The sequence below is a fragment of the Serratia sp. LS-1 genome (genome assembly GCF_003719595.1).
Classification (GTDB): Bacteria; Pseudomonadota; Gammaproteobacteria; order Enterobacterales; family Enterobacteriaceae; genus Serratia; species Serratia ureilytica.
The window spans coordinates 3441072-3463844 of the sequence record NZ_CP033504.1; the positions used below are offsets into that span (position 1 = coordinate 3441072).

The window sequence follows — 22773 nt, forward strand, 5'->3', positions numbered from 1 at the left end:
ATACGGCCTAGTCGTTGCCCGCCGGCACCACCACCAGCTTGCCGCCGCCGGCCGACATGGCCTGCACTTCTCGGTCATACATGGCTTCGCCGTAGGCCGGTGGAATAATAAAGCTGCCGGTATTGGTGGCCTTGATCTGATAGACGAACTCCTGCACCTCGGTGCCGGCGCTGCCGTAGATAATCACCCGATCTTCACGGATGTCGCTGTAATCCGGCGCCCAGGTGGAGCCTGTGGCGGCCAGCGGCGACTGCCAGCCGCCGCGATCGTCGCTCTCCTCACCGGCATCGGCCGGTTCCGGCGGCGTCTGCTGCACCACTTCGAACCCGCCCGGCAGCAGATCGACAATCGCCAGGTTGCTCTGCCCCTCTTTCGAGTTGGCGCGCACCTTCAGATGGACGTTGATCTTCTGCCCCAGCGTCACCTGCGTCACCGGTTTGCCCTGTTCGTCGGTGTACTCGCGGACGATCTCAATCCCGCGCGACAGCGCTTTTTGCGGCGCGTTCAGATCGTAACCGGCCTGCGTCACCACATACCAGGCCGGCGCGCTGCCGCCGTTGGTGAAGCGCACGGCGGTGGCATCGGCGTTGAACTGCCCCTGAACGAACAGCCCCTGCAGTTCACTGATGCGCTGCGGGTCGCCGCCGCTTTTGCCCACCTGCACGATGCCTAACGCGTCCGCATTGGCGGATTGCGCCGCCACCTGGGCCGAATAGCTTTCCAGCGCCAGGATGCTCATTGCAGAGGAGTAGGTGGTGTAACGCTCCTCCTTCAGTGCCTTGACCATATTCTCCAGCACCTGCGGCGGAATCGACGCCACCTTCTCAGGGAAGTGACGGGTAATCAAATACAAACGCGTTGCATCTTGCACCAGCGGATCGAAATAGTTCTGCGTCCACCAGGCGCTGTCATAGGCTTTGCTCAGTTGCTGCCAGCTGGGTTGCAACAGCGCGGCGGCTTCGTCGTCCATCTTCAACAAGCGATAGGAAGAGGCCAGATACAGCGCGCTCAGATCGGTTTTCCACCCTTCGCCATAGCGTTTTTGCAGCGTATCCTGCACGGCCGCCAGCGAGTTGGTGGTCACTTCGCCCTGCAGCGTCAGCAGGTAGACCGCCCAACTACGCAGGCGCAGCAGATACAGATCATCGAAACCGCTGGCCGCCAGCTCGCGCAGCGCGCCGTTAGCTTCGTCCAGCATGCCTTCCGGCAGGGCGTAACCCGCCGCTTTGGCTTCGAGCAGATATTGCACCACATAAGGCGTGACGAAAGGATCGGCATCCGGCGACGAACGCCAGGCGCCGATCGCCCCGCTGTCGTTCTGACGGGCGCGCAGCACGCCCAGCAGGTTGCGCAGCTGCTTGCTGACTTCCGCCTGGCTCAGGCTGCCTTTCATCTCTGGATGGCGGCTCTGCAACATCAGCGGAATGGAACGGCTGACGATCTGCTCGGAACAGTAATACGGATAATCCGCCAGGTATTGCGCCAACCCGCTGGTCAGCACCAGCGGCGAATTCGACACTGCCGCCCGGCGCTGCGCGAAAGCGTCGAACATCTGGCGCAGGCCATCGACGTTCTGGCTGCCGCCGCTCATGCGCCCCATCACCGATTGAGTACGGTACGGCGCCGCCGGCCGCACCGAGGTGCTGACGGTGCGACGGCTGGCCTGGTCGCCGTAACGGGCGTCGAACACCAGCGGCGCATCGCCCAAAACGGCTTTGGCGCGCAGACGGAAGGCGATCACGCCTTCGCGTTTTTCCGTCAGCGTCAGGCTTTGCGTCGCGTTGCCCACCACCTCCAACTGCGGTGGCGGCGTCAACAGAACGTTGATGGCCACCGACTGGCCGTTCAGCCCTTCGAGGTTGTTGCTGACGCCCACGCTGACGTCGAACTCGTCGCCCGGCGCCACCATCGCCGGTACGTTCGGCGTCATGATGAAGCTGTCGCGCACCGTAGCGGCGGTTTGCGCCTTGCCGATTTTCTCCGGCGTCACCGAAATCGCCATGACGCGGATCTTGCCGTTGAAGTAATCCGGCACCGGATAGACGAACTGTTTCTCGCCGCTGACCTCGGTAATGCCGGACCAATAGGCCACCGGCTTATCGCGCTTGCGCTTGAACGGGTTGAGGTTGAGATCCAGCCCTTCGCCCGCATCGCCGCCCGGCGCCGCGGTCAGCGCCATCAGCTTGCTGAATTCCGGCAGGATCAGATCGAGGATCTGCGAGCTGCTCACGTTCAGTTCGCGCTTGCTGAAGAAGAACTCCAGCGGATCCTTCAGGCGATAACGCGCCACCTGCAGAATACCCTCATCGACGGCGAACAGCGCCACCTGCTGCGGCGCATCGGTCTTGACCGTCATCGTCAGGTTTTCACCCGGTTTGATGACCTCCGGTGCCGTCACCTCAAGGCTGTTTTGGCGCGCCTTGGTACTGATCTTGAACGGCATCACGCCATAGCTCAGCGGGCTCATGAAGATCTCGCTGGAGTTGATGTCGCGCACGAACTGCACGTTGATGTAGCCGTTGCCCTCCATGCCGGCCGGCACGCGGATCGTCTGCACCGAGCTGGTGGTGTCGGTGTGGAACCACTGCCAGGCGTAAACCTTGTCCTTCTCGATGGTGATCAAGCCGCTGCCGGTATAGGGCGCGTTAATCGCCACCTCGATCTCTTCACCGGGCTGGTATTCCGCCTGGTTGAGTTTTAGCTTCAGTTCGGCGTTGCGATCCAGCGAACGACTCAGGTTGGCGTTGCCGGCCACGCTGTAGGCGACGCGGTTGAGCGTCTTGCCCTGCGCATCTTCGATCACCAGCACGAAGTCGCCCGGCTTATCGGTCGCCAGCCGCAGATCCGCGCCCTGATCGCCCAGCGCCAGCGGCTGTTCCGAGAGCTGCACTTCCTTCATCTTCGACTGATATTTGTAAACGCCCGAATCCTGTTTGGTCAGCACCGAAATGTATTTCTGTTCGATCAGCACCTGCTTCAGGTTCGGCATGGCGATCTGTTTCAAGGCCGGATCAATGGCGATCACATTCAGATGCCGCTCCGCATCGCGATTGATGTAGCCCAGATCGCCGTCGGCCTTCACCCCAATCAGGTAATCGTAAGGCGAAACCAGCGTACGGGCGGTAGCCGCCACCGAGCGACCGCCGCCGGCAACGAACGCCTCCGACAACAGCTGCAGCTGATAAGTGGCGTCGGCGTAAGATTTCAGATCGAGCGGGATTTCGGCCGCGCCGTGCTCATCGGTGGTGCGATCTTCCAGCTCGGTTTCGAACCCGTCGCTGTTTTGCCGGTTTTCATAGAACGCATAATCCGGGAAGCGATCGAAGCTCGGATACATCGGCCGCAGCGTCAGCCTGGTGGTCACGCGGCGATCCTGCGCCGGGGTACCGAACAGGTTCTGCACATCGATGCTGGCCTTCAGCTCGGACGGTTTGACCCAGCCTTGCTGGCGATTCGGCGTCAGCGCCAGCTTCACTTTCAGCTGATCCGGCTCGAACTCCTTCACATTGACCGCGGTATGGCCGAGCAGCGTGGAGGTATCGTTGTTTTTGCCGATCAGATACAGATAGACGTTCCACTCGCCGGTGGGCGAGTTTTCATCGGTGGTATAGCTCAGCTCGTTGAAACCGCTAGCGCTCAGCGTCAGCGGCACGGTGGTCATCAGCTTGTCGCGCGGATCGCGAATTTCTGCGCGCACCGGCACGCCGGCTAGGCCAACGCGCCAGTCGGCGGCGCGGGTGATCAGGCCAATATTGAAAGTATCCCCCGGTCGATAAACGCCGCGATCGGAGAACAGGTAGCTGCCGAGCGTACGCGGATCGGTCGGCGTTTGCTCCCCGGCGACGTCGAAGCGCGAGAAGTCCAGCCCGCGATCGTTATAGCTGCCGGTCGGCAGGAAGGAAACATCCCCTTCTTTTTCCACCAGGAACATCACCGGCTGGCGCTCGTTGGTGTACACGTCGAGCGCCGGGAAACGCACGTGGCCGTCGGCCCCGGTGGTTTGGCTGAGCAGCGTCACGCCGTTTTTGGCCACTACCGACACGTTGGCGCCGCTGACCGGCGCGCCGCTTTGAATCGACTGCACGAAGACGTCGCGCGTCTTATCCTGCGAGCTCTTGGCGACGATGCCCAGATCGGTCACCACCACAAAGCGCGAATCGCCAACGTCGGGCTGATCATCTCCGGTGCTCTCGTCCGGTTCCTGTTCTGGCTCGGCACCCGCCTCTTCCGCCGCCGGTTTGCGATTCGGCTGCCATTCCGACAGCGTCAACAGAAACACCCCACGATGGGAACTGGCGTTGGTGGAGAGATAGCGGGAAAGATCGATGCCCTGATAGTTCACTTCCCCCGGCCGCTCGTTGTTGAGCGCCGTCTGGTATTTGAAATGCTCGGTGAAATACTCATCGTTGAGCCGGTTGAATTCCGTGGACGAGTATTCCCGGCTTTTGAAGGAAACAATGTGCTGCAGCTGACTCGGGATCACCCGCTTGATGTCCAGCCGCAGGCCCGCCACGTTGCGCGCCGCCACGCTGATCTGCTTGTCGCCGTTGACCGACAGCAGCGAGCCCTGCGACATGAACTGCAGCGATTTCGGGAACTCCGGCACTTCGACCACCCGATAAACCTTCTTCGGCATTTTGTAACCGCCGGCGGAGATCAGCTGGTTATCGATCTCGAGCAGCATAAAGCGGTGCGCCGGGGCGTCAAAACGGAAGCTGAACTGCGGCTGATAGGCCTCTTCCGCCTCGTTAAGCGTCAACGGCAGCGGCGTCGCCTGCGCCAGCACGTTCTTGCCGACGCTGTCTACCGTCCATGGGTAAAAGTCTTCAGCATCATTGGCGGCCTCGGCATCGCTCGGATCGTGCTGCGGCAGCAGCCAGGCTTTCGCGGCTCGCGCCAGCTCTTTATCCTTCACCGCATCGCTGAAACCAACCACCAGCGCACGCTGCCCTTTGCCGCCGTCGGTGTCCACCACCTGGGCGCTGGCGTCGCTCAGCGCCAGGCTGTACAGGGTAGGAACCTTGACCCAGTTGCTTTTCGCCTCTTCGACCGCGTTGCCGGCCGCCGTCGATTTAACGCCCTTGCCGACGGTCAGATGTACCGCGCCGCCCTGATCCAGCGCCTGCAGCGGCTCGGAATGCACCCAAGCGTTCAGTTTTTTCTCGTCATATACCAGAGAGAAATTCAGCTTCTTCTCGGAGGTGGCGCTGCCTTCTTTCAATCCCAGCGAAATCTGTTTTTCAAAGCTGGCGACGTCGACCGGCGCGTTGAACTGCAGATTGAAAATCGCGCTGCGTTTCTGCGCATTCTGCGGATCGCGGTAGTACTCGGCCTGCCCCAGACGGTAGCCGAACGCAGGCACGGTGAAGGCATAGCGGGTTTTGGCGAGTTTGACCTGCGGCGCCAGCAAGGTAGCGGGCTCGAGGGTCACGTCATATTTCGCGCCCATCGGCAGCGGCTTTTTCGGCGTGAACACCAGCGTCGATTCATTGTTCCACGCCCACTGCCCTTCCGCCGTCGGTTTGAGGGTGATGCCGGCGCTCACGGTTTTGCCCACCGCGGCGATCGGCGCGACCGAGCCGCTGAAGGCCAGACTCACCGTTTGTGGCGCTTGCCGGGCGGCGGTGTAATCTATCGGCGCGGGGTTAGCCAGCGATGCGCTGACCTCCTGAACCACCATCGGCGCCGGTTCGATCGGCTGAGGCCGATTTTGCCACCAGTGCCAACCGTAAAACGCGCCGCCCGCGGCGCCTGCCAGCAGCAGCAGGCCCAGACCGATCGCTTTCGGATGTTTATCCACGCCGCTTTCCAGCCGCAGAAAACCGCGCGGCAGCGCAGCCCACCAGGCCGGCGCGCGCCAGCTGAGGTTGCCGACCAGCGGTCTCAGCAACCGCCCCAACAGCGACAAGACCCCACCCAACAGGCGGCAAACGCCCTTAACCAGGGTAAAAGGCAAACGAAGGATAAACCTTAATAAATCCATTATTGCAGCACCTCATCATCCTAATGCAGCCCCCGGTCAACCGCCGCGGTTTAACCGAGCCGAAAGACGCCGTCGGCTCTCCTGCCCGGCATCCGCGCGAGTACTCTACACTGCCGGGCGGCAAAAATCTGCGCGCCGCCGGCGAATTACGGCTCTTTATTCAACATCAAATCCAACTGCTGCAGCAGCACCAACAGCGGCAGACTGCTCGGCTCACGCTCCTTCAACGCCTCCTCGAAGTAAGGCGTGATGGCAAAACGCGTCGGCAGCGGCGCTTCGGCGTCCAACAGCGCATACATGCGTGGCAGAAACACCCACTGCAGCCAAGCCTCGGCCGACATGCTGTCGATGCAGAACGGCTCGGTGCTGGAGAAAGCCTCAGGCTCGGGCGGCGCGGCCTGCCACAAGGCCAAATCGCGCATGGATTGTTCAATCGCCTGCAAACTGCGGCGAACCTGATTATGTATACTCATCTGCATTCCCGATCTCTTTTCATCATGATATTCAGCTCGCTGGCTGAAAGGCGGCAAAGCATAGCATTTTTATAGCCCAAATTTGGCGCGCCCGAGACCGGCTGCCGTTTTTATCTGGTGGCGTGCGCCGCCGCGCGGCACAATAGGCCCACCGAATTCACCACACAGATAAAGATTCATGTCCGTAATAACAGAGAAAAAAAATCACGCGACGCCCGGTAAGGCCATGCTGGCCTCGGTCACCGGTTACGCCATGGACGGGTTTGACCTGCTGATCCTCGGCTTTATGCTGCCGGCCATCAGCATCGAATTAGGATTAACCTCATCGGCCGCCGGCTCGCTGGTCACCTGGACGCTGATCGGCGCAGTGCTGGGCGGCGTGATCTTCGGCCATCTCAGCGATCGCTTCGGCCGCATCCGGGTGCTGACTATCACCATCCTGATGTTTTCCCTGTTCACCGGCCTGTGCGCCGTGGCGCAAGGCTATTGGGATCTACTCGCCTATCGCACGCTGGCGGGCATCGGGCTGGGCGGCGAGTTCGGCATCGGCATGGCGCTGATCGCCGAAGCCTGGCCGGCGGAGAAACGCAACCGCGCTTCGGCCTACGTCGGCATGGGCTGGCAGTTGGGGGTGCTGGCGGCCGCTTTCCTGACGCCGCTGCTGCTGGAACATATCGGCTGGCGCGGCATGTTCCTGGTCGGCCTGCTGCCGGCGCTGGCGTCATTCCTGATCCGCCGCACGCTGGGCGAACCGGAGGAATTCGTGCGGCAGAAAGACGCCGGGCAGCCGCTCTCCTTCCTTCAGCGTTTGCGCCTGCTGTTTAAGGATCGCGCCACCAGCAAGGCCAGCATCGGCATCTTCATTCTCTGTTCGGTGCAGAACTTCGGCTACTACGGGCTGATGATCTGGATGCCGACTTATCTGGCGAAAAACTTCGGCTTCTCGCTCACCAAGTCCGGCCTGTGGACGGCGGTGACGGTGGTCGGCATGACGTTCGGCATCTGGCTGTTCGGCGTCCTGGCCGACCGCTTCGCCCGCTGGAAGATTTTCGTGCTGTATCAGGTCGGCGCGGTGGTGATGGTGATCGGCTACGCCCAGTTGAGCGATCCGATGCTGATGCTGTTCGCCGGCGCAGTGATGGGCATGTTCGTTAACGGCATGATCGGCGGTTACGGCGCGTTGATTTCCGATACCTACCCGGTGCAAGCACGCGCCACCGCGCAAAACATCCTGTTCAATCTGGGACGCGGCGTCGGCGGCCTGGGGCCATTGGTGATCGGCGCGCTGGTGACGCAGGTGTCGTTTACCGCCGCCATCAGCCTGTTGGCGGCGATTTACCTGCTGGATATCTACGCCACGCTATTCCTGCTGCCGAAAAAACAGGGCGCAGGCGATACGCTGGGCGCGATTGGTTAACGCGGAAGAAGGATTGAGACGGGGCGCACGCGCGGCGGAATAGAACAAAAAGTTGGGGGCACTGCGTTAACAGTGCCCCCGGTTCGTTTTATAGCCATCCCGCTACACAGCATGCTCCCTGCTCAATCCTTGAAAACTTTTCCTGCGGCCATCCTGACCAAGTGGTCCTTGCATCATCCTGCAGCATCGTCCTGACGCGGTTCCTCAGCCTTCCTGACCCGCCGACAGTCCTGCGCCGGCTCTCAATCTCCGTCCTGGAGGTGTCCTTGGTTTCAATCCTGAAACATCCTGGGCATCTCCTGACGCCATCCCTCGCTCTTGCCTGAGCGCATCCCTTTCTTCTTCCTGAAGCTGCATCATCCTGATGCTTTCCTGCTCCGCCGGGTCCGTGCCGGTAATGATAAGATCGCTCAAATTTCCCGGAATCACAAGGGTTTGAGAGGTGTCTCACACTAAATTAAGACTAAGAGTTATCCTAAAGAAATTCTAACCAATTGATCTGGATAACAATAATCTCATGGTCCAAAGAGAGGTGAAAAAAATTAAGAGCGATCTCTCACAGCCCGTGTGAGAGATCTCTTACACGACCGACGGCGAATCCGCCGCGCTTTAGTCCAGCACTGGGCGCAGCGCATCGAGGAAATTCCCCAGCGTCGCCGCCAACAAGGTGCGCTTATCGCTGCCGAACTGCTCCAGCACCACGTTGCCGCTGACGTTGCACAGCGACACCATCGTCATCTCGGATTCGGTGGTCGCCAGGAAGAGGGTCGGTGACAATTTGAGGCGCTTTTGCGTCACCAGATGGCCGATCAGATTCTCCTGCAGGCGGATGAAATCCTCTTCGCTCCATACCTGCAGCAGGCTCAGGCGATGCTCCCCAAATTGCGCGCTCATGTCACCGGCGTATTGCTGCGTGTAGAAACGGTGCGCATCCGGCTGCAAACGCAGCTCCAGCGCAGCCTCGACCTTCTCCAGCGTCGCCGCCGGTTCGAAAGGCTGCGGCAACCACAGCACGTCGTCCTCGCGATTCTCCACGATGCAGGGCGACGGCACGCCGTACAGCGCCTCGCTGGCCGGCGCGTGGCCGCGCTCTTGCTGCCACAACTCGACATAGCGTTGAGTGAATTCACGCAGAGCGTGCGATACATCATGGTCCATATTCTTTCTCGCATACGTTAAACTGACGGCCATTGTACCTATCTCTGACCGAGGTGACAGCAGATGTCCTCATATCAAGACCACCAGGCCCTGTCAGGGCTGACGCTGGGCAAACCCACCGCCTATCGCGATCGCTACGACGCCACGCTGCTGCAGGCGGTGCCGCGCAGCATGAACCGCGAGCCGCTGGGGCTGTATCCCGACAACCTGCCCTTCCACGGCGCGGACATCTGGACGCTGTACGAACTCTCCTGGCTGAACGCCAACGGGCTGCCGCAGGTGGCGGTTGGCGAGATCAGCCTCAACGCCGACAGCCTGAACCTGATCGAATCGAAAAGCTTCAAGCTGTATCTCAACAGCTTCAACCAAACGCCGTTCGCCGATTGGGAAACGGTGCGCAGCACGCTGCAACGCGATCTATCCGCCTGCGCCCAGGGCGAGGTGAGCGTCACCCTGTTCAGCGTCGACCAACTGGAAGGCAGCCCGATCGCTCGTCTGGCCGGCGACTGCATCGACCAGCAGGATATTCGCATCGACAATTATGAGTTCAACGCCGACTACCTGCAGAACGCCGCCGGTGAAGAGGTAGTGGAAGAGCAATTGGTCAGCCACCTGCTGAAGTCCAACTGCCTGATCACCCATCAGCCGGACTGGGGCTCGGTGCAGATAAGCTACCGCGGCGGCAAGCTCGATCGCGAAGCGCTGCTGCGCTATCTGGTTTCCTTCCGCCACCACAACGAATTCCACGAGCAATGCGTCGAGCGCATCTTCAACGATCTGATGCGCTATTGCCGGCCGCAAAGCCTGACGGTTTACGCCCGCTATACCCGCCGCGGCGGACTGGATATCAACCCGTGGCGCAGCAACGTCGCGTTCGCTCCCGAGCACGGCCGCCTGGCGCGCCAATAAGTGCGAAACATTGCTCAACAACTGAGCTAACGAGCGGTTTGTGTTGGTAAAAGCGCAGGGACGGCGGTAAGGTTAAAACGAGGCTGCGGCCGGGCAGAGCGCCCGCTTCGCCGCAGCACGCCAACCATAACGAGATGCTGTTTTGCTGCGTATGGATTACTACCGCCCCACACCGGGTGCAAAGGAGTTACCTTGATTACACACATCAGCCCGCTTGGCTCTATGGATTTATTGTCGCAGCTGGAAGTAGACATGCTGAAGCGCACCGCCAGCAGCGACCTGTACCGCCTGTTTCGCAACTGTTCGCTGGCCGTGTTGAACTCCGGCAGCCAAACCGACAACAGCAAACAGCTGCTGTCGCGCTATGAAACCTTCGATATCAACGTGCTGCGCCGCGAGCGTGGCGTGAAGCTGGAGCTGGTCAATCCGCCGGAAGAGGCGTTCGTCGACGGCCGCATCATCCGTTCACTGCAGGCCAACCTGTTCGCCGTGTTGCGCGACATTCTGTTCGTGCACGGCCAAATCGCCAGCGCCGGCCGTTTCCAACACCTGAACCTGGAAAACTCGGCCCACATCACCAACCTGGTGTTCTCGATCCTGCGCAATGCGCGCACGCTGCATCTGGATGAGGATCCCAACATGGTGGTGTGCTGGGGCGGGCACTCGATCAACGAGAACGAATACCTGTACGCGCGTAAGGTCGGCAGCCAGCTGGGCCTGCGCGAGTTGAACATCTGCACCGGCTGCGGGCCGGGTGCCATGGAAGCGCCGATGAAAGGCGCGGCGGTCGGCCACGCGCAGCAGCGTTACCGCAACAGCCGCTTCATCGGCATGACCGAGCCGTCAATCATCGCCGCCGAGCCGCCTAACCCGCTGGTGAACGAGCTGGTGATCATGCCGGACATCGAAAAACGTCTGGAAGCGTTCGTGCGCATCGCGCACGGCATCATCATCTTCCCGGGCGGCGTCGGCACCGCCGAAGAGCTGCTGTACCTGCTGGGTATCCTGATGAACCCGGAGAACAGCGAACAGGTGCTGCCGCTGATCCTGACCGGGCCAAAAGAGAGCGCCGATTACTTCCGCGTGCTGGACGAGTTCATCATGAACACGCTGGGCGACGCCGCGCGCCGTCACTACACCATCATCATCGACGATCCGGCGGAAGTGGCACGGCAAATGAAAAAAGCCATGCCGCTGGTGAAGGAGAACCGCCGCAACACCGGCGACGCCTACAGCTTCAACTGGTCGATCCGCATCGCACCGGATCTGCAGCTGCCGTTCGAGCCGACCCACGAGAACATGGCAAACCTCAATCTGTATCCGAACCAGCCGCCGGAGCAATTGGCCGCCGCGCTGCGCCGCGCCTTCTCCGGCATCGTGGCCGGCAACGTGAAGGAAAACGGCATCCACGCCATTGAGCAGTTCGGCCCGTACAAGCTGCACGGCGAACCGCAGATGATGAAGCAGATGGACAGCCTGCTGCAGGGCTTTGTCGCCCAGCACCGCATGAAGCTGCCGGGCAGCGCCTATGTGCCCTGCTACGAAATCGTCGCCTGATCCTCAATCCCGGGCGGCGTAACGGCCGCCCTGTTTTTTCTGACCTTGCCGCCCATGATGATACACCTACTGATTGTCGACGCCCTGAACCTCATCCGCCGCATTCACGCCGTACAGGGCTCCCCTTGCGTCAACGCCTGTCGCCACGCGCTGCAGCAGTTGCTTCAGCACAGCCGCCCGACCCACGCGGTGGCGGTATTTGACGAGGACGACCGCAGCGAAAGCTGGCGTCACAAAATTCTGCCGGACTACAAGGCCGGGCGCTCGCCGATGCCGGAAAACCTGCAACAGGAGATGCCGCAGCTGCGTGAGGCCTTCGCCGAACTGGGCGTCGCCAGCTGGCATTCACCCGGCAACGAGGCAGACGATCTGGCGGCCACGCTGGCGGCGAAGGTCGCCGGCGGCGGCCACCAGGTGACCATCGTCTCCACCGACAAAGGCTATTGCCAGCTGCTGGCGCCGAACGTACAGATCCGCGATTACTTCCAGAAACGCTGGTTGGATATGCCTTTCGTGCAGCAGGAATTCGGCGTGCAGCCGCAGCAACTGCCGGACTACTGGGGGTTAGCGGGGATCGGCAGCAGCAAGATCCCCGGCGTGGCCGGCATCGGGCCGAAAACCGCCGTGCTGCTGTTGCAGCAGTCGGGCAGTCTGGACGGGATCTATCAGCACCTGGAGCAGGTGCCGGAGAAATGGCGCGGCAAGCTGGAGCAGCACCGCGAGCTGGCCTACGTCAGCAAACAAGTCGCCACGCTGCGCACCGATCTGTCGCTGGACGGCAACCTGCAGCAGCTGCGACTGCCGATACAATAAGGGCGCTGCAAGCAGCGCCCTTCATCAGGTTTAACGCGATTAATCGCGCTCGTCGCGGCGGCCCGGCACCGCCGACCACATGCGGCGCACGTGTACGGTGATCTCTTCGCGGTCGTGATACAGCTGTTTGGCGTGCACTTCGGCGCTGATGCCGGCGGCGCTCAGCGCTTCGCGGATGCTCATCAGGTTTTGCGACACTTCCTCGTAGCGTTTTTTCATCGGCAGTTTGAGGTTAAAGATCGCTTCGCGGCACCAGCCTTTCACCAGCCACTGAATCATCAGGCTGGTCACCTTCGCCGGTTTTTCCACCATGTCGCACACCAACCAATAGATCTTGCTGCTGTTCGGCTCGAACTTGAAGCCGTCGGCGCGGTGATGCGTCACCTGGCCGGTTTCCATCAGGCTCGGCGCCATCGGGCCATTATCCACCGAATGCACCATCATGCTGCGCTTCACCAGCTGATAGGTCCAGCCGCCCGGGCAGGCCCCCAGATCGACCGCATGCATGCCGCTGGCCAGGCGCTCGTCCCACTCGTCGGCGGGGATGAACACATGGAACGCTTCTTCCAGCTTCAGCGTCGAACGGCTCGGCGCATCGGCCGGGAAACGCAGACGCGGAATGCCCATATAGAACGGTGAGTTGTTGTTGCTGTAGGAGTAACCGACGTAACAGCAGCCCGGCGCGATGAAGAACACGTGCACCACCGGGCGAGTCGGGTTCTCCCGCGCCATCAGCACCTTCTGCTCACGCATCGCGGCGCGCAGCGGCACCGTCAGCTTGCGGCAGAATTTCATCAGCTCCTTGCTTTCGTTGGTGTCCGGCACTTCCACCCGCAGCTCGCCGCCGCGATCAACCACGCCGATCAGCATGCCGACGATCGGCGATACCCGATCTTCCGGCGGCAGATCGCGCAGCAGCTCACCCACTACGATCATTTGGCGGGCGAAAATCAGTTCGCGGAACGGAATCTCCCGCGCCAGGCGGTCGGCATCGTCCGGCTGATAGCATTCGAACAACACGTAACCGCTGTGCTCTTTTACCCGCGCAAAGCCGTAAATCTCCAGCTGGGCGGCTTTATCGGTGATCTCCGCCGCACACTCTTTTTCGAAGCCGGGACGGCAGTACAACGCAATCTTATTCATGGCGCTCGGCCTTTTTCCTCAGACGCAAAGCGCCAATCAACATCAATATCCAGCCGATCAAGAAGCACACGCCGCCAACCGGCGTGATATATACCCAGACCTTCAGGTGCGACAGCGCCAGACAATAGAGGCTGCCGCTGAACAACACGGTGCCGAACGCCAACAGCGCTCCGCTCCAGTAAAACCACAGGCTCACGCGGCGCTGCATCGCGACCGCCAGCGCCAGGATGGCCAGGGTGTGGAACCCCTGATACTCCAGCCCGGTGCGGATCCAGGCCATTTCGTTGGCGCCCAGCGTGCCGCTTAACACATGCGCGCCGAATGCGCCCAGCGCGACAAACACAAAGCCGCTGATAGCGGCGAAAACCAGCATGGAACGGCTGCTCATCGTGATCTATCCCATTAAAAATCACCGGCCGCGGCAAGGCGGCGGCCGGCCTTATTGTTCGTAGCGGAAGCGGAACTTCTCTTGTTCGCTGGCGGCACGCGCCAGGATCCACTGCCGGAAGGCGGCTATTTTACCCAGTTCTGCCTGGCTGTCATGACATACCAGATAAAAAGCATTTTTACTGACCAACACATCGTTGAACGGGCACACCAGACGACCGGCTTCAATCTCGGTTTGCGCCATCACGTTGTTCACCAGCGCCACGCCCTGACCGTGCACCGCCGCCTGCACCACCATGGCGCTGTGGCTGAAGATTGGCCCCTGCTGCACGTTGATGTGCTGCAACCCCAGCTGGCGCGTATAGGCCAGCCAGTCGCGACGTGAAACGTCATGCAGCAGCGTATGATAAGCCAGATCGTCTGCGGTTTTCAGCGGATGATCGCCGGTCAGCAGGCTCGGCGAACAAACCGGCAGCAAATATTCCGCATACAGGCGCTCGGCGCGCAGCCCCGGCCAATTGCCGCGGCCATAGAAAATCGCCACGTCGACGTCGTCCGCCAGCTTGTCCTCTTCACGGTCCACCGCCTGGATGCGCACGTCGATGCCCGGATAAGCTGAGTTAAAGCCGGACAGACGCGGCACCAGCCACTGAATGGCGAAGCTCGGCGGCAAACTGACGGTCAATGCCCCCTTGGCGCTGCGCGCCTGCAGCTTGCGCGTCGCCTCGTTGATCGAAGAGAAGATCTCCTTGATATCAAGGTAGTAACTTTGCCCCTCTTCGGTCAGCAGCAGCGAGCGATTGCGCCGGCGAAACAGCTTCAGCCCGAGGAAGTCCTCCAGCGACTTGATCTGGTGGCTCACCGCGGCCTGAGTCACGAACAGCTCTTCCGCCGCCTTGGTGAAACTCAGGTGGCGAGCGGCCGCATCGAACACGCGCAGCGCATTGAGGGGAGGTAAGCGTTTAGACATTAAATTAGCTACTTTTGTGTAACATTAATCCGAATGATTCGGCGCCGAAAATCGGGCGGCTTTGTGTGGCAAGCCATGGACAAACGCTAACGGCGCATTGCCATTAGTTTTTTTAATCCGAGCCATTATAATTTGTCCGTTGAGGATGCGCCAGCAAATACCTATAGTGGCGGCACTTCCCGGGCCGGAACGAAAAGGGAGTGGGTGTCGAGGACGCCGATGAACTTTTGGCTTGTGGTTGTGATGTTGTGTTTGCAAATTGTCCGGCGATTCCGGACATGGTAGCTAGGCTACTGTTTTTTCACTTCCTGTACATTTACCCTGTCTGTCCATAGTGATTTTATGCAGCACCGCAAAACTTGCGGTGCTTTTTTTTGCCTGACGGTTACTGGTTGCTTTCAACCATCTCTTTCACATCGGCGCGGTTGATCTGCTGTTCGACGCCGTTGGCGTCTTTATAGCTGATCATGCCGGTATCGTTATCCACTTTAGGCTTGCCGTCAGCGACAATGGTGCGTCCGTCATTGGTATGCATCACGTAGTTGCTGGAACAGGCGGCCAGGGTGAACGTAAGCATCAGGGCAGAGAGAACTGCGGCTGTTTTCTTCATTGAGGACTCCTTTTTAGTTTTAAATGCTGATAAATACCTTTTATGCGTATAGATGCGATTAATAAGCGCACGTTTAATAGCATAACAAACTTTCCCAATTTTGCCAGGCGATAAGTCCTAATCGGCGCGAACGCTTGTCTCCGGCGGCAAAATAGGACAGGATCACCCATCGACTCAAGCCAGTGACAATCAGGGTATGACGCCTTTTAACCCCAGCCTTTTTCGCCAACAGTTTCCCGCGCTCGCGCAGGACGGCATCTATCTGGACAGCGCCGCCACCGCGTTGAAGCCGCAGGCGGTGATCGACGCCACGCAGCAGTTTTATCGCGACGACGCCGCCACCGTGCACCGCAGCCAGCATCGGGCGGCGCAGGATCTGACCGCCCGTTTCGAGCAGGCGCGCGGCCAGGTCGCGCAACTTATCCATGCGCCGTCGGCCGACGACATCGTCTGGACGCGCGGCACCACCGAGGCGATCAACCTGGTGGCGCAGAGTTATCTGCGTCCGCGTCTGCAGCCGGGGGATGAAATTCTGGTGAGCGAAGCGGAGCACCACGCCAACCTGATCCCCTGGCTGATGGTGGCGGATCAAACCGGCGCGCGGGTAGTGAAACTGCCGATCGGCGCCGACCGTCTGCCGGACCTGGCGCAGCTGCCCGCCCTGCTCAACGATAGAACCCGCCTGTTGGCGCTGGGGCAAATGTCCAACGTCACCGGCGGCTGCCCGGATCTGGCGCCGGCGATCGCGCTGGCCCATGCCGCCGGCGCGCGCGTGATGATCGACGGCGCACAGGGCGTGGTTCACGACCCGGCCGACGTACAGCGGCTCGATATCGATTTCTACGCCTTCTCCGGCCACAAACTGTATGGCCCGACCGGCATCGGCGCGCTGTACGGCAAATCCGAGCTGCTGGCGCAGATGGCGCCGTGGCAAGGAGGGGGAAAGATGCTGACCCAGGCGTCGTTCGACGGTTTTATCCCGCAAAAACCGCCGCACTGCTTCGAGGCCGGCACGCCGAACATCGCCGGCGTGCTGGGGCTGGCCGCCGCGCTCACCTGGCTTCGCGAACAGGACATGGCGGCGGCGGAGCGCTACAGTCGCGAGCTGGCGGATCGGGCAGAACAGCGGTTGGCGCAGCTGCCGGGCTTTCGCAGCTTCCGCAGTTCCGGTTCCAGCCTGCTGGCGTTCGATATCGCCGGCGTACACCACAGCGACATCGTCACGCTGCTGGCGGAGCAAGGCATTGCGCTGCGCGCCGGCCAGCACTGCGCGCAGCCGCTGATGGCGGCGTTAGGCGTCAGCGGCACGTTGCGCGCGTCGTTCGCCCCCTACAATACTCAACAGGACGTCGATACGCTGGTCAGCGCGTTGACCCACGCCCTCGACCTGCTGGCTGACTGACTTGACTCCCGGAGACGCTATGCTCGCCCCCCATCCTTTTGGCCGAGAGATCACCGCCGAAGCGTTGATCGCCACCTTCAGCGCGCTGAAACAGTGGGAAGACCGCTACCGCCAACTGATTATGCTCGCAAAACGGCTGCCGTCGCTGCCGGAGGCCTTGCGCAGTGAAGAAATGGCGTTGAGCGGGTGTGAAAACCGCGTCTGGTTGGGGCACCAGTTGCTGGAAGACGGCACGCTGCACTTTTATGGCGACAGCGAAGGCCGCATCGTGCGTGGCCTGTTGGCGGTGCTGCTGACCGAAGTGGAAGGGAAAACGCCGCAGCAGATCGCCGAATTGGATCCGCTGGCGCTGTTCGACCGCCTGGCGCTGCGCGCTCAGCTGAGCGCCACTCGCGCCAGCGGGCTGGCGGCGTTGGCCGCCGCCGTGCAGGCGATCGCCGCCCGTTACGCCTGACGCGCCGCCTTCGCCACCATCTTTTTCAGCGCATGCGACACGGCGACGAAGCCAAAGGTGGCGGTGACCATGGTCGCCGCGCCGAAACCTGCGCTGCAATCCATTCTTTTCGGCCCTTCCGCCGTGCTGCGCGAAGCGCATACCGAACCGTCCGGCTGCGGATAAACCAGCGGCTCGCTGGAAAAGACGCAGTCGATGCCCAGCTTGCCCTTGCCGTTTTTCACCACGTTAAAATCGTGCTTCAGCCGCTCGCGCAGCTTGGCGGCCAGCGGATCCTGAATGGTTTTCGCCAGATCGGCCACTTCGATTTTGGTCGGATCTATCTGCCCGCCGGCGCCGCCGGTGGTCACCACCGGGATCTTGAAGCGGCGGCAGTATGAGAGCAGCGCCGCTTTCGGCCGTACGCTGTCGATTGCGTCGATGACGTAACTGAAGTTATGGTCCAGCAGCTCGGCGACGTTGTCCGGGGTAATGAAATCGTCAATGCAGGTCACCCGGCATTCCGGGTTGATCGCCAGGATACGCTCCGCCATTACCTCGGTTTTCGATTGCCCGACGTGCTGACGCAGCGCGTGGATCTGACGGTTGGTATTGGTGACGCAAACATCATCCATGTCGATCAGAGTGATGGCGCCGATGCCGGTGCGCGCCAGCGCCTCAGCCGCCCAGGAACCCACGCCGCCGATGCCGATCACGCAGACGTGCGCCTGCGCGAACACCGCCAGCGCCTGCTGGCCGTATAACCGCGCCGTGCCGCCGAAACGCTGCAGATAGGCTTCCGAATAAGCTGTGCTCATAACGCTTTAATTACCTTCCTAATGCAAATGATAAGGGCCGGAAAATCCGGCCCTTGCGGGTCAATCTTTTCACGTCGTGCGCGTTTAGCGGGTGACCAGCAACGAACCGCCGCCGTTTGACTGATTGGCGCTGAACAGCTGGCCGCCGCCGTTGTTCTTCAGCACCCAGACGCGGCCATAGTGGTTGTAGTAGCCCGCCGAGTGGCCGGCTTCCGGCCCGATGCCCTGATACATGTCAAAATGCTGGCCCTTAATGGCGCCGCCCACGTCGAGCGCGACCATCAGACGCATCTCGTATTTTCCCGTGAATTTACCCTTGTTGTCCAGCAGCGGCACTTCGGCCAGCAGCGTGGTGCCTGCCGGGATCAGTGAACGGTCGGAGGCCACCGACGCTTTGGCGATCAGCGGCACCGCGCTGGCGCCTTTCACCGGCGCAAAAGCTTCCGGGCGGAAGAACACGAACGACGGGTTCTGCTCCAGCAGCTCGCGCACCTCTGCGGCGCTGTGGGTATCCGCCCACTGACGGATCGCCTGCATCGACATGTCCGCCTTGGCCACTTCACCGCGATCGATCAGCACTTTGCCGATGCTGCGGTAGGCGTGGCCGTTCTTGCCGCCGTAGCCGAAGAACACCAGCGGCTGACCGTTACCGTAGTCGACGTAGCCGCTGCCCTGGACTTCCATCATGAAGTTGTCCATCAGCGAGTTGGTGTAAGCGATGATATAGCGATCGTCGAGCGCGCCGGAATAAATGCCCGCGCGATCCGGCAAGCGGCCCCTACCCTTCGGCGGCATGCGGTACAGCGGATAACGGAACTCGCCCTGTTGGGTATAACGCGCCTGCACCACCGGCGTGTAGTAGCCGGTAAACTGCACGTTGCCGTAATTGTCGACGCCTTCCATCTGGTAAGCGCTGAGGCCGTACTGGCTCAGCATGCGCGTGTCGGCGCCGGACGCCATCCAGTTTTGCACCGCCTGATAGGTGCTGTTGTTGCGGTTAAACAGCGAAGGCGACGCGTACTTGATCTCCATCAGCTGATCCGAATAATCCTTGGCGTTGACCGGCGAACCTTTGGCGTTGGGCTGATTGACCAGCTCCAGCGATTGATCCAGACGGCCGTCCTTATATTGCTGACCCCGATCGGTCGGCTTGGACGAACAGCCCGCCAATACCGCCACCATCAACCCGCCCAGCAGGTATTTGCCCCAACGTCCTTTCATCGCGCACACTCTCAAACTGATATGATCTACCGGCTGAACGATAACAAACGCTCATTGATAAAGGAATCGCTGCAAATAAAAAAAGCCGCACGGAGGATGGTGATGAAAAAGAAGGCAAATTGCGGGCAAATTCAGCAGAAAAACGGGTTTAGGCCAATAAAATGCAAAAAGGGTTTGCAACAAAACGCATGGAGAGTATAGTGCGCATCCATCGGACGCGGGGTGGAGCAGCCTGGTAGCTCGTCGGGCTCATAACCCGAAGGTCGTCGGTTCAAATCCGGCCCCCGCAACCAACCGATGCCGCAGTGGCGGTATTTTGCGTTTGGGTTCGATAACAAAGTATTACACGGACGCGGGGTGGAGCAGCCTGGTAGCTCGTCGGGCTCATAACCCGAAGGTCGTCGGTTCAAATCCGGCCCCCGCAACCAACCGAATGCCGTACCAGCGGCATAACATGAACGGTGGTTTCGTCGTAATACCGCATCAAGACGGACGCGGGGTGGAGCAGCCTGGTAGCTCGTCGGGCTCATAACCCGAAGGTCGTCGGTTCAAATCCGGCCCCCGCAACCAACTCTTGATGACAACAGATAAGCACCCTGACGGGTGTTTTTTTGTATCTGCAATCCGCAAAAACAGCCGGACTTGCGCCCGGCCCTGCCGCTATCGGCTCGCTAACGCGCCGCCGTTGGCGAAATAAGCCTTGATGCCCGCCAGAATCGACTCCGCCACCTGCTGCTGGAAATGGCTGGTGCGCAGCTTGCGCTCCTCTTCGATATTGCTGATAAACGCCGTTTCCACCAGGATCGACGGGATATCCGGCGCCTTCAACACCGCAAAACCGGCCTGATCGACGCGATTCTTGTGCAACCGGTTGATTTTACCCATCCGGTTCAGCACTTCCTTGCCGAACTTCAGGCTATCGTTGATGGTTGCGGTCTGGATCAAATCGAACATGGTGTGGTCGAGATAGCGGTCGCCGCTCTTGCTGACGCCACCGATTTGGTCCGAGGCGTTCTGCGTCTGCGCCAGGAACTTGGCCGCCGAGCTGGTGGCGCCTTTGGTGGACAACGCGAACACCGATGACCCGCGCGCGGCGCGGCTGGTGAAGGCGTCGGCGTGAATCGAAACGAACAGATCGGCGCGCTGCTTGCGCGCCTTGGCGACGCGCACCTTGAGCGGGATAAACACGTCTTCATTGCGCGTCATGAACACCTTCATGTTCGGCTCGCGCTTGATCATGGCGCTCAGCTTGCGGGCAATCTGCAGCACGATGTCTTTCTCGCGCGTCTTATACTTGCCGATCGCACCGGGATCTTCGCCGCCGTGGCCAGGATCCAGCATGATGACGATCGGCCGATCACGCCCCGCCTTGCCGGCCTGCGGCGCTTCGGGCGGCAGCGTGCGCTCCAGATCGCCTTTGTTGTAATCTTCCAGTAACGCCAGTAGCGGATCATACTCCTCGCCGCCGCTGCCGCCTTTAGTCGGGTAGAGATCCATCACCAGACGGTTGCGATACTCCGGCACCGGCGCCAGCGAGAACATGTGCGGGCTGACGCTTTGCTTGAGCTCCAGCACCAGCCGCACGGTATTCTGATCGAACTGGCCGACGCGCGCCTGCTTGAGATAAGGATCGTCGGCGCGCACCTGCCCGGCGATGCCCTTCAGCACGCTGTTGAGATGCACGCCTTCGATATCCACCACCACGCGATCGGGATTGGTCAGGGCGAACTGCTTGTATTTCAGTTCGACGTTGGATTCCAGCGTGACGCGGGTATAAGTGGAGGACGGCCAGACGCGCACGGCAATCACGTGCGATGACGCGGCGAAGCCCGTGCGACTCACACTCAGCAACCAGCTGGCGGCAACGCCCTGTAATAAACGACGGCGGCCCAGATTGTGATTAGCGTTTGGCATGCGGCTCCGGCAGTAATAACTGTTTACAACAGATGAAAAAAACACCAATGACTTGGGAATGCCGAAAACTTTAACCAATCATTCCAGCCCTGTCATCAGAAAATCTTTTTATGGTTTTTCAATTTATTAACGATTTAGCGCCCTTAGCTCGCTCTTCATGACGATTTCCCACTTGCCATTGGCGCAATAAAAGAATAAAAATACAAAAATATCGTATAAATATGCAAAGAGGTTTGCCCGTGAAGGAACGTAGTACAGAGCTGGTGCAAGGATTCCGTCACTCCGTCCCCTATATCAACGCCCACCGCGGCAAGACGTTTGTCATCATGCTCGGTGGGGAAGCCATCGAACACGAGAATTTTTCCAACATCGTCAATGATATCGGGCTGCTGCATAGCCTGGGCATTCGCCTGGTGGTGGTTTACGGCGCACGGCCGCAGATCGACGCCAATCTGGCGCAGCACAACTATGAACCGATCTACCACAAGCATACGCGCGTGACCGACGCCCATACGCTTGAGTTAGTCAAGCAGGCGGCCGGTTTATTGCAGCTGGACATCACCGCCCGGCTGTCGATGAGCCTCAACAACACGCCGCTGCAGGGCGCGCACATTAACGTGGTCAGCGGCAACTTCATCATCGCGCAGCCGCTGGGCGTCGATGACGGCATCGACTACTGCCACAGCGGCCGCATTCGCCGCATCGATGAAGAAGCGATCCATCGTCAGCTCGACAGCAACGCCATCGTGCTGATCGGCCCGGTCGCCGTCTCGGTGACCGGCGAGAGCTTCAACCTGACTTCGGAGGAAGTCGCGACTCAGCTGGCGATCAAACTGAAAGCGGAAAAAATGATCGGTTTCTGCTCCTCGCAGGGCGTGACCGACGCGGAAGGCAACATCCTTTCCGAGCTGTTCCCCAACGACGCGCAAAAGCGTCTTGAAGAGCTGGAGGAAGGCGGTGATTACCATTCCGGCACCGTGCGCTTCCTGCGCGGCGCGGTGAAAGGCTGCCGCAGCGGCGTGCGCCGCAGCCACCTGATCAGCTATCAGGAGGACGGCGCGCTGGTGCAAGAACTGTTCTCACGCGACGGCATCGGCACCCAAATCGTGATGGAAAGCGCCGAACAGGTGCGCCGGGCGACGATCAACGACATCGGCGGTATTCTGGAGCTCATCCGGCCGCTCGAACAGCAGGGTATTCTGGTGCGCCGTTCGCGTGAACAGCTGGAGATGGAGATCGACAAGTTCACCATTATCGAACGCGATAACCTGACCATCGCCTGCGCGGCGCTGTACCCGTTCCCGGAGGAAAAAATCGGCGAGATGGCCTGCGTGGCGGTGCATCCCGATTACCGCAGCTCTTCGCGCGGCGAGATGCTGCTGCAGCGGGTAGAAAATCAGGCGCGGCAGATGGGATTGAAGAAGCTGTTCGTGCTGACCACCCGCAGCATCCACTGGTTTCAGGAGCGTGGTTTCACCCCGGCGGAGGTCGACGTGCTGCCGATGCAGAAACAGGCGTTGTACAACTACCAACGCCGCTCCAAAATTCTGCTGGCGGATCTGTAA

General features: G+C 60.5%; 17 protein-coding genes and 3 tRNA genes. 10 read left to right on the forward strand and 10 right to left on the reverse strand.

The window, feature by feature from the left end; genetic code table 11:
* Window positions 1–7: 7 nt before the first annotated feature.
* Together EDY99_RS16500 and EDY99_RS16505 are read right to left on the reverse strand one after the other, a co-directional pair.
* Window positions 8–5983, reverse strand: a complete 5976-nt coding sequence (locus EDY99_RS16500; RefSeq protein ID WP_123061933.1) for an alpha-2-macroglobulin — start codon at window positions 5981–5983, stop codon at window positions 8–10.
* A 146-nt stretch (window positions 5984–6129) separates the two neighbouring features.
* Window positions 6130–6456, reverse strand: a complete 327-nt coding sequence (locus EDY99_RS16505; RefSeq protein WP_033644943.1) for a YqcC family protein — start codon at window positions 6454–6456, stop codon at window positions 6130–6132.
* Window positions 6457–6634: 178 nt separating this feature from the next.
* On the opposite strand from EDY99_RS16505, the gene EDY99_RS16510 reads away from it, so the two are divergent.
* Window positions 6635–7873 carry an MFS transporter gene (locus EDY99_RS16510; protein ID WP_033644867.1) on the forward strand — a complete coding sequence of 413 codons (1239 nt, stop codon included), beginning with the start codon at window positions 6635–6637 and terminating at the stop codon, window positions 7871–7873.
* Window positions 7874–8482: 609 nt separating this feature from the next.
* Here the strand turns inward: EDY99_RS16510 and syd are convergent.
* A complete protein-coding gene (gene syd, locus EDY99_RS16515; protein WP_033644866.1) occupies window positions 8483–9031 on the reverse strand; it encodes a SecY-interacting protein in 549 nt (182 codons plus the stop codon).
* A gap of 63 nt (window positions 9032–9094) precedes the next feature.
* Between syd and queF the strand changes: the two genes are divergently transcribed.
* The 3 genes from queF to xni all read left to right on the forward strand — a co-directional run bounded on the left by queF (window position 9095) and on the right by xni (window position 12310).
* Window positions 9095–9940 (forward strand): NADPH-dependent 7-cyano-7-deazaguanine reductase QueF, encoded by an 846-nt coding sequence (gene queF / locus EDY99_RS16520; protein ID WP_042785268.1) that lies wholly within the window; start codon window positions 9095–9097, stop codon window positions 9938–9940.
* Between the two features lie 192 nt (window positions 9941–10132).
* Window positions 10133–11497 (forward strand): nucleotide 5'-monophosphate nucleosidase PpnN, encoded by a 1365-nt coding sequence (gene ppnN / locus EDY99_RS16525; RefSeq protein ID WP_019455737.1) that lies wholly within the window; start codon window positions 10133–10135, stop codon window positions 11495–11497.
* Window positions 11498–11551: 54 nt separating this feature from the next.
* Window positions 11552–12310, forward strand: a complete 759-nt coding sequence (gene xni / locus EDY99_RS16530) for a flap endonuclease Xni (RefSeq protein WP_123061934.1) — start codon at window positions 11552–11554, stop codon at window positions 12308–12310.
* Window positions 12311–12349: 39 nt separating this feature from the next.
* Here xni and rlmM read toward each other — a convergent pair whose 3' ends face one another.
* From rlmM to EDY99_RS16550, 4 genes are all read right to left on the reverse strand, one after another.
* Window positions 12350–13453, reverse strand: coding sequence for a 23S rRNA (cytidine(2498)-2'-O)-methyltransferase RlmM (gene rlmM, locus EDY99_RS16535; protein WP_069100475.1), 1104 nt, complete (start codon window positions 13451–13453; stop codon window positions 12350–12352).
* Window positions 13446–13841 (reverse strand): DUF423 domain-containing protein, encoded by a 396-nt coding sequence (locus EDY99_RS16540; protein ID WP_004931896.1) that lies wholly within the window; start codon window positions 13839–13841, stop codon window positions 13446–13448. The genes rlmM and EDY99_RS16540 overlap by 8 nt, the downstream gene beginning before the upstream one ends.
* 51 nt (window positions 13842–13892) lie before the next feature.
* Window positions 13893–14810: a transcriptional regulator GcvA gene (locus EDY99_RS16545; RefSeq protein WP_004931894.1), complete on the reverse strand. Its 918-nt coding sequence runs from the start codon at window positions 14808–14810 to the stop codon at window positions 13893–13895.
* A gap of 385 nt (window positions 14811–15195) precedes the next feature.
* Window positions 15196–15420, reverse strand: a complete 225-nt coding sequence (locus tag EDY99_RS16550) for a YgdI/YgdR family lipoprotein (protein ID WP_025304050.1) — start codon at window positions 15418–15420, stop codon at window positions 15196–15198.
* Between the two features lie 196 nt (window positions 15421–15616).
* On the opposite strand from EDY99_RS16550, the gene csdA reads away from it, so the two are divergent.
* On the forward strand, window positions 15617–16822 hold the full coding sequence (csdA, locus tag EDY99_RS16555; protein ID WP_042785270.1) for a cysteine desulfurase CsdA: 1206 nt from the start codon (window positions 15617–15619) through the stop codon (window positions 16820–16822).
* Window positions 16823–16841: 19 nt separating this feature from the next.
* Window positions 16842–17276 (forward strand): cysteine desulfurase sulfur acceptor subunit CsdE, encoded by a 435-nt coding sequence (gene csdE, locus EDY99_RS16560; protein WP_046687719.1) that lies wholly within the window; start codon window positions 16842–16844, stop codon window positions 17274–17276.
* Here csdE and tcdA read toward each other — a convergent pair.
* A complete protein-coding gene (tcdA, locus tag EDY99_RS16565) occupies window positions 17267–18073 on the reverse strand; it encodes a tRNA cyclic N6-threonylcarbamoyladenosine(37) synthase TcdA (RefSeq protein WP_004931886.1) in 807 nt (268 codons plus the stop codon). The two genes, csdE and tcdA, sit on opposite strands and share 10 nt — an antisense overlap.
* 84 nt (window positions 18074–18157) lie before the next feature.
* Entirely contained in the window at window positions 18158–19294 is a 1137-nt protein-coding gene (mltA, locus tag EDY99_RS16570) for a murein transglycosylase A (protein ID WP_033644860.1), read from the reverse strand.
* 216 nt (window positions 19295–19510) lie between these two features.
* Between mltA and EDY99_RS16575 the strand changes: the two genes are divergently transcribed.
* The 3 genes from EDY99_RS16575 to EDY99_RS16585 all read left to right on the forward strand — a co-directional run bounded on the left by EDY99_RS16575 (window position 19511) and on the right by EDY99_RS16585 (window position 19864).
* Window positions 19511–19587 (forward strand) — tRNA-Met (locus EDY99_RS16575).
* A gap of 58 nt (window positions 19588–19645) precedes the next feature.
* A tRNA-Met gene (locus EDY99_RS16580) sits at window positions 19646–19722 on the forward strand.
* A gap of 65 nt (window positions 19723–19787) precedes the next feature.
* A tRNA-Met gene (locus EDY99_RS16585) sits at window positions 19788–19864 on the forward strand.
* A gap of 90 nt (window positions 19865–19954) precedes the next feature.
* Here EDY99_RS16585 and amiC read toward each other — a convergent pair.
* Complete coding sequence (amiC, locus tag EDY99_RS16590) at window positions 19955–21208, reverse strand: N-acetylmuramoyl-L-alanine amidase AmiC (protein ID WP_033644859.1); 1254 nt, start codon at window positions 21206–21208, stop codon at window positions 19955–19957.
* Window positions 21209–21447: 239 nt separating this feature from the next.
* Here amiC and argA point away from each other — a divergent pair, with 239 nt between their 5' ends.
* Window positions 21448–22773, forward strand: a complete 1326-nt coding sequence (gene argA, locus EDY99_RS16595) for an amino-acid N-acetyltransferase (protein WP_015378910.1) — start codon at window positions 21448–21450, stop codon at window positions 22771–22773.